The following is a 12,839-nucleotide window of genomic DNA, read 5'->3' on the forward strand; positions in this document are numbered from 1 at the left end:
CTGCCAGCTCCAGCTCGTTGGGGCCGACCAGCCCACGATACGGCTGGCCCTTGTAGGCCACCGCTCGCTCCAGGGCCTTGGCGCTGTCCTTTACCCGGATCGCCGTGGCGCACAACGACGGGCCGTGGGCCTCGAAGAAGTTATGGGCGAAGGAATAGGGTTCGCAATTGAGGATCAGGTTGATATCGCCCTGGCGCAACAGGCTGACGCTCTTGGATCGATGCTGCCCGGCCTTGACGAAGCCCAGGCGCTCCAGCCATGAAGTGAGCTTGGCACCGAGGTTTTCATCCACGGCAAATTCCAGGAATTCGATGCCGTCGTATTCGCTGGCGGCCGGGGTTTCAAACAGGATCTCGGGGACCGGCGTCGCTTCTTGCTCCAATCGCTGGCGGGTTTTCTCTTCGAGGTACAGCAGCGAGCGCAGGCCGTCGGCGGCATTCGCCCGGGTCGGCGCGGCGCGGAAGCCGTCGTTGAAGATTTCCAGGGACAACGGCCCGGTGTAGCCACTCTTGATGATCGGGGCGAGAAAGCCCGCCAGGTCGAACTCGCCCTGGCCTGGGAAGCAGCGGAAATGCCGGCTCCATTCCAGTACATCCATCGCGAGGATCGGCGCATCGGCCATCTGCACAAAGAAAATCTTGTCGCCGGGAATCTCGGCAATCGCACTCGGGTCGCCCTTGAGAGACAGGGTGTGGAAGCTGTCGAGCAACACGCCCAGGCTCGGATGATCGATCTTGCGCACCAGGTTCCACACCTGCTGCCAGGTGTTGACGTGCCGGCCCCAGGCCAGCGCTTCATAGCCGATGCGCAAGCCCCGGCGGCCAGCGTGTTCGGCCAGCAGGCTCAGGTCATCCAGCAGAATGCTTTCATCGCCCACGGAATCGGCTGACGCGTTACTGCACACCAACACCAGGTCGGTGCCCAGCTCCTGCATCAAGTCGAACTTGCGCTCGGCCCGCTCCAGGTTGCGTGTCAGGCGGTCGCGGCGGCAGCCCTCAAAGTCCCGGAACGGCTGGAACAAGGTGATGGCAATGCCGAGGTCGGCGCACATTTGCCTAACTTCACGCGGGCTGCCGTCGTAATACAGCAGATCGTTTTCGAAGATTTCCACGCCATCAAACCCGGCAGCCGCGATGGCTTCGAGTTTTTCCGGCAAGGTTCCGCTCAAGGAAACGGTGGCGATGGAGCGTTGCATGGGGCGACTCCCGGCATTGAGGCATGTCTTGTTTACGGCAAATTATTGGCCGCCAGGTTCATCACAGCAATTGAAATGTACGAACCGGTTAGTTTTATGGGCGATTATCGAACAGAATGGCAATCGGCGAATTGACGATTTTTTAGCCGCTGCGCACCATCGACAGCACATTGAGCCCCGCTTCCATTGAGCGGCCTCGGTTAACCAAGACCCTGAACACACCATAAAAATTTCAAAAAAACGGGTACTTCCTCATGCCTTCGCAAAATCCCGCCGTGGCCGTGGGCCACAGCAATCCCCATAGCGGCATCGGTGACAAAATCCGTGGCGCCATGGCTGTCGGTAAAACCCGCTGGGGCATGCTGGCCCTGGTGTTTTTTGCCACCACCCTGAACTACATCGACCGCGCCGCCCTCGGCGTGATGCAACCGATCCTGGCCAAGGAAATGAGCTGGACGGCGATGGACTACGCCAACATCAACTTCTGGTTCCAGGTGGGTTACGCCATCGGCTTTGTGCTGCAAGGCCGGTTGATCGACCGGGTCGGCGTCAAGCGCGTGTTCTTCTGCGCGGTGTTGCTGTGGAGCCTGGCCACTGGCGCCCACGGCCTGGCCACCTCGGCGGTGGGCTTTATGGTCTGCCGGTTCATTCTCGGGCTGACCGAAGCCGCCAACTACCCGGCCTGCGTCAAGACCACCCGCCTGTGGTTCCCCGCTGGCGAGCGTGCCGTGGCCACCGGGATCTTCAACGCCGGCACCAACGTCGGCGCGATGATGACGCCGATGCTGCTGCCGCTGATCCTCCACGTGTGGGGTTGGCAGGCGGCGTTCCTGTGCATGTCGGCACTGGGCGGGATCTGGCTGGTGCTCTGGGGCTTGAAGTACTACAACCCGGAAGACCATCCAAGCGTGAAGCAATCGGAACTGGACTACGTGCAACAGGAAGTCGAACCGGAACAACCCCGCGTACCGTTCAGCCGGATCCTGCGGATGCGCGGCACTTGGGCCTTCGCCCTCGCCTATTCAATGACCGCGCCGGTGTTCTGGTTCTACCTGTACTGGCTGCCGCCGTTCCTGAATCAGCAATACAACCTGGGCATCAACGTGACCCAGATGGGCATCCCGCTGATCATCATTTACCTGACGGCGGACTTCGGCAGCATCGGCGGCGGGATCCTGTCTTCGTTCCTGATCGGACGCGGGATGAACCCGATCAAGGCGCGGCTGCTGTCGATGTTGCTGTTTGCCTGCTGCATCGTCGGAGTGATCATGGCCGCCGGCTCCAGCCACCTGTGGGTCGCGGTGTTTGCGATTTCCCTGGCCATCGGCGCGCACCAGGCCTGGACCGCCAACATCTGGAGCCTGGTGATGGACTACACGCCCAAGCACATGATGAGTACGGTGTTTGGTTTTGGCGGCATGTGCGCGGCCATCGGCGGGATGTTCATGACCCAAATCGTCGGCCATATCCTGACCGTGACCAACAACAACTACACCGTGCTGTTCACCCTGATTCCGGCGATGTACTTCATCGCGCTGATCTGGATGTACTTCATGGCGCCGCGCAAGATTCCGACCGTCGAGGTCTGAGTTTCCTACCTGCGCCGCTGCTGCCAGGCAGCGGCCAACCCGCTCAGGCAAATCACCCCGATCCCGACCACGGTGGTCAGGTCCGGGGTGTGGTTGAACACCAGCCAGCCCAACAACCCCGCAAACACGATCTGGCAATAGCCGAACGGCGCCAGCAGGGCTGGCGCTGCGAAGCGGAAGGCCTGGGTCAGCATCAAGTGTGCGGTCATCCCGCAAGTGCCCAGCGCCAGCATCAGCACCCCGTGCCACAGGCTCGGCACCTGCCAGAAGAACGGCACCAAGGCGCTCATCACCAAGGTATTGCACAACCCGGCGAAGAAGTTGCTGGTGGTGGGGGTGTCGTACTTGCTGAGGATGCGGGTGAGCAGTTGGTAGAAGCAGAAGAACAACGCCGACGTCAGCGGCAACAACACCGCGGGGGTGAACAGCTCACCGCCCGGGTGCACAATGATCAGCACCCCGATAAACCCGCAAATCACCGCCAGCCATTGGCCGCGGGTCACGTGTTCGCCTAACAGCGGCACCGACAACGCGGTGACCAGGATCGGCGCAAGAAAGTTGACCGCCGTGGCTTCGGCCAACGGGATAAAGTGCAGCGCCGCCGTAAAGAACAGGCTGGTGCCCAGCAGGCACAACGCCCGCGCCACTTGCAGTAAAGGGCGTTTGCTGCGCAGTACCCGCAGGCCCGATTGCGGCAGGAAGATCCCGGCCATCAACAGCGTGTGCACCAGGTAGCGGGCCCACACCACCATCACGATCGGGTAGAACCCGGCCAGGTATTTGGACAGCGCGTCGTGGCTGGAAAACAGAAAGGTCGCCACCACAATCAGCAAAATGCCTTTGAGCGGGTGGTTGACGCCGGAAAGTGGGGTACTGAGGGTCATTGCATTCTCTTGAGTGGCAGGCTGAAATGACCGCCGCATACCGCGGCATAATCTAGAACGGGTAAAGCGCCTCGCTCAAGAGCATAACCAAACACTGTTCGAACAGCGCACTAAATTGCGGTTTTCCAGTCCAACGCTTCACGCCGCCCCGCCCACTGCGCGTTTTTTAACCAAGGCTTTCTCACCATGAAAAAAACCCTGTTGATTCTTTCGACCCTGACGCTGCTCAGCGCCTGCGACAAGCAAGCCGAGACCGCCAAGGCGCCCGCCCCGCCGTCTGTCCAGGCAACGTTGGTACCGCAAGTGCTGCCCACCGACAAATGGGTCGGCAAGTGGATTGGCGTCGAAGGCCTGAACCTGACCATCGCCAAGGACGACAGCATCGGCCGCGGCCACTATGTACTGACCATGAAATACGGCCTGGATGACGACGATTCCGGCACCTTCAAGGGCCAGGCATCCGAAGACGGCATCACCTTTGAACGCCCGGACGGCCCGCAGATCCTGAGCGCTGGCGACGGCGAAGCCACTGGCCTGAAATGGCTGGCCGACAAGAAGGACTGCCTGATCGTCGACACCGGCGAAGGGTATTGCCGCGACTGACACAAGCTTCATACAGATCGGACGACGCAGCGTTTAGCATCGTCAGACAGCCGGACTGGCGCCAACCCTACACACCAACAACACTGAGCTGCAGGTTCATAAAGAGGATTGCCACATGCTATGGAAAAAAGGCCGACGCAGCGACAACGTGGTAGACGCCCGCGATGACAGCGGCGGTGGTGGCGGTGGCATGCGTTTTGGGGGTGGCAAGGGCCTGAGCCTTACGGCCATCGTGCTGATCGTCGGCATCGGCTGGCTGACCGGCCAGGACCCGATGCAGATCCTCGGGCAACTCAGCGGCCAGCTCACCGAGCAAGCGCCCTCCGTTAGCCCGCAAACCCGCCAGGCGCCGCCGGCCAATGATGAACAAGCCGACTTCGTGCGCGCCGTACTCGGCGACACCGAAGACACCTGGGCCCAGGTGTTCCAGGAAAACGGCCTGACCTACAAGAACCCCAAACTGATCCTGTTCCGCGGCCGGGTGAACTCCGCCTGCGGTGGCGCCACGTCCGCCAGCGGGCCGTTCTATTGCCCGGCAGACCAACAGGTATACCTGGACCTGGATTTCTTCCGGGAAATGTCCCAGCGCTTCAAGGCCGCCGGCGACTTCGCCCAGGCCTACGTGATCGCTCATGAAGTCGGACATCACGTGCAGACGCTGCTGGGCATCTCGGCGAAGATTCAGGCAGCCCGCCAGCAAGGCCGGCAGATGCAAGGCGACGGCGGCCTGCTGGTGCGCCAGGAGCTGCAAGCCGACTGCTTCGCCGGGGTGTGGGCCAACCGCGCGCAAAAGCGCCTGAACTGGCTGGAGCCCGGCGACATTGAAGAAGCACTGAATGCGGCCAACGCGATTGGCGATGACCGCTTGCAGCAACAGGGCCAGGGCCGCGTGGTGCCTGACTCGTTTACCCACGGCACCTCGGCACAGCGGGTTCGCTGGTTCAAGACCGGCTTCGCCCAGGGCCAGATCACTCAATGCGACACCTTTACCGCCAAGAGCCTTTAAATGAATAAACGACTGGGTCTGCTGTTAGGTTTGTTGATCACCTGTTCCTCCTCCACCTGGGCTGCCGAACATGGCGTCAAGGTGGTCAGTCCCGATCGTTTTCACCTGGATGCCGGCGACCTGAGCGTCGGCTTGAGCCAGGACTGGCGCCAGCCGCTGCCTCAAGTTACCCGCGCGCTGATCATCGTGCATGGTCGCCTGCGCAACGCGATGACCTATCTGGACAGCGGCGAAAAAGCGGCCGAAGCCGCAGGACAAAACGCCAATACCCTGGTGATTGCGCCACAGTTCCTCAACCAGACCGACCTCAAGCGCAACCAGATCGACAGCCAGACCCTGCGCTGGAACAGTAACGACTGGATGGCCGGCGAGCCGTCCACAGGCCCGGGCCAGATCAGCTCCTACGGCGCGCTGGACCAGATCATCAAGCACCTGGGCAACCGCAAGCTGTTCCCGAACCTGAAGGAAATCGTGGTGGCCGGCCATTCCGGTGGCGGCCAGGTGGTGCAGCGTTTTGCGCTGACCGGGCATGATCACCCGCTGCTGCAAACCGAGGGCATCAGCCTGCGTTATGTGGTGGCCAACCCGTCGTCCTACGCGTACTTCAGCCCACAGCGTCCGGTGAAATTCGATGTTGCCAGTTGCCCGGGCTTCAACGACTGGAAGTACGGCATGCAAAACCTGCCGGCCTACGCCAAGGGGCAAAGTGCCGAGCAGCTGGAGCAGGCTTACGTTTCGCGTAATGTCACTTACTTGCTGGGCCAGCAGGACACCGACCCGAATCACCCGGCGCTGGACAAGAGCTGCGGCGCTGAAACCCAGGGTGCGTATCGCTTGATTCGCGGGCACAATTATTTTGACTACCTCAAGCAGCGGCACCCGCAGTTGGGCCACAAGCTGGTGGAAGTGCCGGGGGTTGGGCATGACGGGGACAAGATGTTTACGTCGCCTGAAGGGCAGAAAGTACTGTTCCAATAACCACTGAAGAAACCGGATCAAAAATGTGGGAGCGGGCTTGCTCGCGAATGCGGTGGATCAGTCAGCCTATGTATTGACTGACACACCGCATTCGCGAGCAAGCCCGCTCCCACATTGGATTTTCATCGACCGGACTAAATCATCCGGCGCAATACCGCGCAATCTTCAGCATGCCAATCCGCCAGATCCGGCCACGGGTTTTCCGGCAAGTTAACCAACACCGTCCTGGTCCCCGCCGCCCGCCCGCAATCCAGATCAAACCGGTAATCACCGACCATCACCATCTCTTGCGGCGCCACTTCCCACGCTCGCGCCAGCTTCAACAAACCACCCGGGTCAGGCTTGGGCGGCGCATCATCACGCCCCAGCACATCCTCGGCTGCAAAGCAGTCCGCCAGGCCAATCGCCTGCAATGTCACATGGGCCAGCTCCCGCGCATTGCGCGTCAGGATGCCCAGGCGATAACCCCGCCCGGCCAATTCCCGCACCAACTCCACCGCCCCCTCCGCCGCCACCGAACCCAGCGCCAACTCACGCTCATGCGCAAGCAACCACGCATGCTTGGCCGCTGCTTCATCGGCGGGCAACGCCGCCAGGTGCGTAAGAATGTCGTCAGTCGCCGGAATATCCAGGGCCACGCGGATCGCCGCAAAATCATGCACGGCCACCGTCAGGGTGCCATCCATGTCGAACACCCAGTGCTTCACATCACTGAGGCTCATGCCCAGTCCTTGCGATGACGAATCAAGCCTTCCTGGGTGACCGATGCCACCAGTTGTCCGGCGCGGTTGTACACGCTGCCCCGGGAGAACCCACGGGAATTGCCGGCCCATGGGCTGTCCATGGCGTAGAGCAACCAGTCATCGGCACGCAGGTCTGCGTGGAACCACAGCGCGTGGTCGAGGCTGGCGACTTGCATGTCTTTCTGCCACACGGTCTTGCCGTGGGGCAGCAGCGAGGTGGTCAGCAGGCCGAAGTCCGAAGCGTAGGCCAGCAGGTATTTGTGCAGCGCCGGCGAGTCGGCCAGGGCGCCGTCCGCACGAAACCACACGTATTTGACCGGGTCGGACGGCTGCGGGTTGTACGGGTCTTTCTCGGTCACCGGCCTTACTTCGATTGGCTTGGGGCACAGCAGCTTTTCGCGCATGTGCTCGGGAATCAGGTGCGCGCGCTGCTGGGTCAGCTCCAGCTCCGACGGCAGGTTCTCCGGGCCGACCACCACGGGCATGGTGGTCTGATGCTCGAAGCCTTCTTCGTCGTACTGGAACGAAGCGCTGCAGGTGAAGATCGGGTTGCCCTTCTGGATCGCCGTCACCCGGCGCGTGCTGAAACTGCCGCCATCGCGCACCCGGTCAACCGAATACACCACCGGCAACGCCGCATCGCCGGGGCGCAGGAAGTAACCGTGCAACGAATGCACATGCCGCGCCTCTTCAACGGTCTGGCTGGCCGCCGACAGCGACTGGCCGAGCACCTGGCCGCCGAACAGCTGGCGAAAGCCCAGGTCCTGGCTGCGGCCGCGAAAGAGGTTTTCCTCGATCGGTTCCAGGGTCAGCAGGTCCACCAGATCTTCCAACACTTGGCTCATAGAGCATCTCCTACAACAATCTATTGGGCATTCCGGGCTGCTTATCCGTGCAGCGTGTCCAACCATTGGGCGCGGGTGATGCGATACAACACATGATGCCGCAAGGGGTCATCGGCTGCGACCTTGGGGTGTTCAAAATCTGCCAAGGGATCGTAATGCATACCGATGGCCTGCATGACTTTTTGTGATGGCAGATTGGCTTCAGTGGTAAACGAAACGATTTCGTCCAGCTTCAGCCGGTCGAAACCACAGCGCAGGGCAGTCCAGGCGGCTTCGCTGGCGTAACCCAGGCCCCAGTGTTCCCTGGCCAGGCGCCAGCCGATCTCCACCGCCGGAGTGAACGGGGCCTCGAAGCTCACATTCAGCAAGCCGGTGAGGCCGATGAACTCGCCGCTGTCCTTGCGCTGCAAGGCCCACAGGCCAAAACCGTACTCGGCAAAATGGCCGCGAATACGCCCGATCAGCGCAGCACTTTCCAGGCGGCTCAAGGTGGCCGGGAAATACCGCATCACCTGCGGGTCGGCGCACATGCGCGCAAACTCCGGCAAGTCGGCATCGCTCCATTGGCGCAGCACCAGGCGTGCGCTTTCCAATTGCAGTATCGGCTCCATTGGTCCCCCTCCCTTGCCATGTGCGTGAGTGTAACGCGCTGTTAAGATCCGTCGCTGGTTCCCGTCAGAAATCGCCATGCCCTTGCCATTGATCTACCACGACGACTACAGCCCCGAGTTCCCGGCAGACCACCGCTTCCCCATGGATAAATTCCGCCTGTTGCGTGACCATCTGGTGGAGAGCGGCCTGACACGGGACAGCCAACTGCTGCGCCCGGAACTCTGCCCCGCCGAGATTCTGGCCCTGGCCCATGAACCTGGGTATATCGAACGCTACATGAGCGGCGAGTTGTCGCGCGAAGACCAACGGCGCCTTGGCCTGCCTTGGAGCGAAGCCCTGGCCCGGCGCACCGTGCGCGCGGTGGGCGGTTCGTTGCTGGCCGCCGAGCAGGCCCTGGAACACGGCCTGGCCTGCCACCTGGCCGGCGGCACCCACCACGCCCACTACGATTACCCGGCGGGTTTCTGCATCTTCAATGACCTGGCCGTGATCAGCCATTACCTGCTGGCCAGCGGGCGGGTCAACCGGGTGCTGATCTTCGACTGCGACGTGCACCAGGGCGACGGCACCGCACGCATCCTCCACGACACCCCGGATGCAATCACCGTGTCCCTGCACTGCGAAAAGAACTTCCCCGCGCGCAAGGCGCAAAGCGACTGGGACATCCCGCTGCCGATGGGCATGGGCGACGCGGACTACCTCAAGGTGGTCGACGATGCCCTCAACTACCTGCTGCCGCTGTATCAGCCCGACCTGGTGCTGTATGACGCCGGCGTGGATGTACACAAGGACGACGCCCTCGGCTACCTCAAGCTGACAGACCAAGGCGTCGCCGCCCGCGATGAAAGCGTGATGCGCCACTGCCTGGGCCGCGATATTCCGGTGGTCGGGGTGATCGGCGGCGGCTACAGCAAAGACCGTCCTGCCCTGGCCCGTCGCCACGGGATCCTGCACCACAGCGCGCAGCGCGTCTGGACGTCATCAGGCTGTCATTGAGTTATGCGCGTTACCCACAATCGCTGTGGAACTGCCTGTGGATAACCTGAGTGAAAGCCCCTGCAGGCCATAAGCCGCCTGGCCTGCAGAAGGCTGTATGTTTTTTGATCAGGCAGCATGAGCATCCTCGGGTAGAATGCTCGGCCTACTTTGCCGAACCGCAGTTATCCCCATGCCCCAGACTCAAACCCCATCTCAACACGTCATCATCATCGGCGGCGGCCCGGCCGGGCTGATGGCCGCCGAAGTGTTGAGCCAGGCCGGGATCCGGGTCGACCTGTACGACGGCATGCCCTCGGTAGGCCGCAAGTTCCTGCTGGCGGGCGTGGGCGGCATGAACATCACCCATTCCGAACCTTACCCGGCGTTTCTGGCGCGCTATGCCGAACGGGCGCCGTGCATGGCGCCGTTGCTGCGCCAGTTCGGTGCCGATGCGTTGTGCGAATGGATACACGGGCTGGGGATTGAAACCTTTATCGGCAGCTCCGGCCGGGTGTTTCCTACTGACATGAAAGCCGCCCCGCTGCTGCGGGCCTGGCTCAAGCGCCTGCGCGACCAGGGCGTAGTTATCCACACCCGCCATCGCTGGCTGGGTTGGAATGCCGATGGCAGCCTGCTTATCCACAGCCCCGAGGGCGAAAAAAGCGTACGCGGTGATGCAGTGTTGCTGGCCTTGGGCGGCGGCAGTTGGTCGCGCTTGGGCTCGGATGGGGCGTGGCTGAAGTTGCTGGAAGACAAAGGCGTGCCTTACGCGGCGTTGCAACCGAGCAACTGTGGCTTCGAGGTGTCGGCCTGGAGCGAGTTGATGGTCAGCAAATTCGCCGGGGCACCGCTGAAAAACGTCGCCATTGGCCTGGCAGACGACAAGCCACGGCTGGGGGAATGTGTGGTCACCGCCACGGGCATCGAAGGCAGCCTGATCTATGCGTTGTCGGCACCGATTCGTGAGGCGATCAACCGGGATGGATCGGCCACGGTGCACATTGACCTGTTGCCGAGTAAGCCACTGGACAAGGTGATCGCAGCGCTGAGCAAGCCGCGCGGCTCACGCTCGATGAGCAAGCATTTGCACAGTCAGTTGGGATTGGATGGGGTGAAGGCGGCGCTTTTGCGCGAGCTGTCACCGGCGGAGCACTTCAATGATCCGGCGCAACTGGCGGTGGATATCAAGGCGCTGCCGCTGACGCTGGTGAAAACCCGGCCAATGGATGAAGCCATCAGTACCGCAGGCGGCGTGCCGTTTGAGGCGCTGGATGAACGCTTGATGATCAAGCAATTGCCGGGCGTTTTTTGCGCAGGCGAGATGCTGGACTGGGAAGCGCCGACGGGCGGGTATTTGCTGACGGGGTGTTTTGCCAGCGGGCAGGCGGCAGGGCGCGGTGTTCTTGAGTGGTTGAGGCCGGCCACCCCGGCATGACCCACTCACCCCATCACCGCCCGGCAGCAAAGTTACCTCTGACTCAACTGGCTGTTAGATCGGGATAGGCACGTTTAAAAGCTGTTACTTGCTTCTGCAGGAAAGCATCCTCTTCAGGCAGTAAAATTTTCAGATTTTCTATATAACCTGAATACGCACTGAAGAGTCTGGAAGGATCGCCGTGTTTCAAATCGTTCCATTCCTGCTTGAAGGCGTAGCTGAGTTTCTGGCCCTCTTCCTGACTGGTATAAAGCATATCCTGTAGATACTTATCCAATGGCGCCCTTATCTCAGGACTGATCGAATAATTAGCCTCATACAACGACATCAACTCTCTGAACGAATGGATTGCCTGCCCATACTCGCCGCGCGCCGCATGGTCTTCAACCCGGGACCTTAATTCGGCCACACGCAACTCTACCTGCTTGAAAGCTTTCTCGTCAGCGGCCTTGCCTTTCTTGATTTCGCCGTCTACAACAACGCCGCCGATAATGCCCGCCGCCGCCAGGACCGGCAAAACAAAAGGTACTAAAAACACAGCCATATCTACATCTCCATCTAAGTTCGTCATTCAGAAATCAGTTTCTGACTCAACCTCAGTGGAAATGAAGCATTTTAAGTTCCAGCACTTAAACACGGCGACAATTACAAAAAATATCCAAATCACAAGCAATAACTCATCAAGGATGACGAGGCACAACTTGACGCGAGCGGAATTGCTCCGCTCACGGTAGTCACTATGCGTTTACTTGATAACCAACAAGCCCTACTTCTTTTTCCGCGGCCCGGTGTTAAACACGGGCACCTTACGCACTGGCTTGATCGAAGGCTCGACCGGCGTCGCCTCCCCGCTGTCCACCCACTTGCCCAGGTTACGCTTGCCACCACCGCCGCCCGAAGCCTTGGGTTTCTTCGGCTTTTTCGGCTTCTTCACCACCTGGCCAGTGGCATCGGTATCCGGCACACGGTGCTCCGGTTCGAAGTCCTGCTCCATCTTCCGGGTCAACGTCTGACGGGTCAGCATCTCGATGGCCGACAGCATGTTCACTTCATCGGCGCACACCAGGGAAATCGCCTCACCGGTGTTGCCCGCACGACCGGTACGGCCGATGCGGTGGATGTAGTCCTCGGCCACGATCGGCAGGTCAAAGTTGACCACCAGCGGCAAGTCTTCGATATCCAGGCCACGGGCCGCCACGTCGGTGGCCACCAGGATCTGCACGTCGCTGCTCTTGAAGCGATCCAGCGCACGCTGGCGCGTGGCTTGTGGCTTGTCGCCGTGAATCCCGTCGGCATTGATGCCCAGGCCCTGGAGTTTTTCCACCAGCGCGTCCACACCGTTACGGGTTTTGGCGAACACCAGCACCTGCTTCCAGCGGCCCTTGCGCATCAGGTGCACAAACAGCTCGGCCTTGCGCTTCTTGTCCACCGGCACCACCCACTGCTTGACGGTGTTGGCGGCGACGTTGCGCGGGCTGACTTCGACGGTCAGCGGGTCGTTGAGCATCTGCCCGGCCAACTGGCGGATCTCGTCGGAGAAGGTTGCGGAGAACAGCAAGGTCTGGCGCTTTTTCGGCAGCATGCGGTAGATGTTCGCCAGTTCTTCGGAGAAGCCCAGGTCGAGCATGCGGTCGGCTTCATCCAGCACCAGGGTTTGCAGCTGGTTGAGCTTCAGCGCGCTCTGGCGGAACAGGTCGATCAGGCGACCAGGGGTGGCGACCAGCACATCAACGCCTTTGCGCAGCTTCATCATCTGCGGGTTGATGCTCACGCCGCCGTACACGGCGTAAGTGGTCAGCGGCACGTTTTGGGCGTACTCGGCGACGCTCGCATGAACCTGCTCGGCCAGTTCGCGGGTCGGGCACAGGATCAGCGCGCGCACCGAGTTGGCGCTGACTTTCGGCCCTTCCATGGTCAGCAGTTGCAGCAGCGGCACGGCGAAACCGGCCGTCTTGCCGGTGCCGGTCTGGG

The 12,839-nt window shown here is 61.2% G+C and carries 13 protein-coding genes; 6 read left to right on the forward strand and 7 right to left on the reverse strand.

Annotated elements, in window-relative coordinates:
* Window positions 1-1,195: sugar phosphate isomerase/epimerase and 4-hydroxyphenylpyruvate domain-containing protein (locus HX846_RS11315; protein ID WP_178965402.1), on the reverse strand; the 1,195-nt coding region annotated here is incomplete at its 3' end.
* 254 nt (window positions 1,196-1,449) lie between these two features.
* Between HX846_RS11315 and HX846_RS11320 the strand changes: the two genes are divergently transcribed.
* Entirely contained in the window at window positions 1,450-2,784 is a 1,335-nt protein-coding gene (locus HX846_RS11320; RefSeq protein ID WP_003215533.1) for an MFS transporter, read from the forward strand.
* A gap of 5 nt (window positions 2,785-2,789) precedes the next feature.
* Here the strand turns inward: HX846_RS11320 and HX846_RS11325 are convergent, their stop codons facing one another.
* Complete coding sequence (locus HX846_RS11325; protein ID WP_003215531.1) at window positions 2,790-3,668, reverse strand: DMT family transporter; 879 nt, start codon at window positions 3,666-3,668, stop codon at window positions 2,790-2,792.
* A gap of 186 nt (window positions 3,669-3,854) precedes the next feature.
* On the opposite strand from HX846_RS11325, the gene HX846_RS11330 reads away from it, so the two are divergent.
* The 3 genes from HX846_RS11330 to HX846_RS11340 all read left to right on the forward strand — a co-directional run bounded on the left by HX846_RS11330 (window position 3,855) and on the right by HX846_RS11340 (window position 6,255).
* Window positions 3,855-4,271 carry a hypothetical protein gene (locus HX846_RS11330; RefSeq protein WP_008436613.1) on the forward strand — a complete coding sequence of 139 codons (417 nt, stop codon included), beginning with the start codon at window positions 3,855-3,857 and terminating at the stop codon, window positions 4,269-4,271.
* Between the two features lie 115 nt (window positions 4,272-4,386).
* Entirely contained in the window at window positions 4,387-5,277 is an 891-nt protein-coding gene (locus HX846_RS11335; RefSeq protein WP_003215526.1) for a neutral zinc metallopeptidase, read from the forward strand.
* Window positions 5,278-6,255 carry a hypothetical protein gene (locus HX846_RS11340; RefSeq protein WP_087693556.1) on the forward strand — a complete coding sequence of 326 codons (978 nt, stop codon included), beginning with the start codon at window positions 5,278-5,280 and terminating at the stop codon, window positions 6,253-6,255.
* 134 nt (window positions 6,256-6,389) lie between these two features.
* Here the strand turns inward: HX846_RS11340 and HX846_RS11345 are convergent, their stop codons facing one another.
* From HX846_RS11345 to HX846_RS11355, 3 genes are read right to left on the reverse strand one after another with little or no spacing between them, the layout of a single operon-like run.
* Window positions 6,390-6,977 carry an HAD family hydrolase gene (locus tag HX846_RS11345; RefSeq protein WP_178965403.1) on the reverse strand — a complete coding sequence of 196 codons (588 nt, stop codon included), beginning with the start codon at window positions 6,975-6,977 and terminating at the stop codon, window positions 6,390-6,392.
* Complete coding sequence (gene tesB, locus HX846_RS11350) at window positions 6,974-7,843, reverse strand: acyl-CoA thioesterase II (RefSeq protein WP_003215520.1); 870 nt, start codon at window positions 7,841-7,843, stop codon at window positions 6,974-6,976. The genes HX846_RS11345 and tesB overlap by 4 nt, the downstream gene beginning before the upstream one ends.
* Window positions 7,844-7,884: 41 nt before the next feature.
* Window positions 7,885-8,454 carry a GNAT family N-acetyltransferase gene (locus HX846_RS11355; protein ID WP_003215518.1) on the reverse strand — a complete coding sequence of 190 codons (570 nt, stop codon included), beginning with the start codon at window positions 8,452-8,454 and terminating at the stop codon, window positions 7,885-7,887.
* Between the two features lie 76 nt (window positions 8,455-8,530).
* On the opposite strand from HX846_RS11355, the gene HX846_RS11360 reads away from it, so the two are divergent.
* Window positions 8,531-9,451 carry a histone deacetylase gene (locus HX846_RS11360; RefSeq protein ID WP_008436610.1) on the forward strand — a complete coding sequence of 307 codons (921 nt, stop codon included), beginning with the start codon at window positions 8,531-8,533 and terminating at the stop codon, window positions 9,449-9,451.
* A gap of 172 nt (window positions 9,452-9,623) precedes the next feature.
* Window positions 9,624-10,868: a TIGR03862 family flavoprotein gene (locus HX846_RS11365; RefSeq protein WP_087693558.1), complete on the forward strand. Its 1,245-nt coding sequence runs from the start codon at window positions 9,624-9,626 to the stop codon at window positions 10,866-10,868.
* A gap of 43 nt (window positions 10,869-10,911) precedes the next feature.
* Here HX846_RS11365 and HX846_RS11370 read toward each other — a convergent pair whose 3' ends face one another.
* Complete coding sequence (locus HX846_RS11370; RefSeq protein ID WP_238544249.1) at window positions 10,912-11,439, reverse strand: hypothetical protein; 528 nt, start codon at window positions 11,437-11,439, stop codon at window positions 10,912-10,914.
* A gap of 195 nt (window positions 11,440-11,634) precedes the next feature.
* Window positions 11,635-12,839: DEAD/DEAH box helicase (locus HX846_RS11375; RefSeq protein WP_178965404.1), on the reverse strand; the 1,205-nt coding region annotated here is incomplete at its 5' end.

Origin of the sequence: Pseudomonas sp. K5002, assembly GCF_013386655.1 — a bacterium.
Taxonomy (GTDB): Bacteria; Pseudomonadota; Gammaproteobacteria; order Pseudomonadales; family Pseudomonadaceae; genus Aquipseudomonas.

Coding starts and splice junctions, on each gene's coding strand:
- HX846_RS11320 (WP_003215533.1), top strand. CDS start 1,450: ATGCCTTCGCAAAATCCCGCCGTGGCCGTGGGCCACAGCAATCCCCAT.
- HX846_RS11325 (WP_003215531.1), bottom strand. CDS start 3,668: ATGACCCTCAGTACCCCACTTTCCGGCGTCAACCACCCGCTCAAAGGC.
- HX846_RS11330 (WP_008436613.1), top strand. CDS start 3,855: ATGAAAAAAACCCTGTTGATTCTTTCGACCCTGACGCTGCTCAGCGCC.
- HX846_RS11335 (WP_003215526.1), top strand. CDS start 4,387: ATGCTATGGAAAAAAGGCCGACGCAGCGACAACGTGGTAGACGCCCGC.
- HX846_RS11340 (WP_087693556.1), top strand. CDS start 5,278: ATGAATAAACGACTGGGTCTGCTGTTAGGTTTGTTGATCACCTGTTCC.
- HX846_RS11345 (WP_178965403.1), bottom strand. CDS start 6,977: ATGAGCCTCAGTGATGTGAAGCACTGGGTGTTCGACATGGATGGCACC.
- tesB (WP_003215520.1), bottom strand. CDS start 7,843: ATGAGCCAAGTGTTGGAAGATCTGGTGGACCTGCTGACCCTGGAACCG.
- HX846_RS11355 (WP_003215518.1), bottom strand. CDS start 8,454: ATGGAGCCGATACTGCAATTGGAAAGCGCACGCCTGGTGCTGCGCCAA.
- HX846_RS11360 (WP_008436610.1), top strand. CDS start 8,531: ATGCCCTTGCCATTGATCTACCACGACGACTACAGCCCCGAGTTCCCG.
- HX846_RS11365 (WP_087693558.1), top strand. CDS start 9,624: ATGCCCCAGACTCAAACCCCATCTCAACACGTCATCATCATCGGCGGC.
- HX846_RS11370 (WP_238544249.1), bottom strand. CDS start 11,439: ATGACGAACTTAGATGGAGATGTAGATATGGCTGTGTTTTTAGTACCT.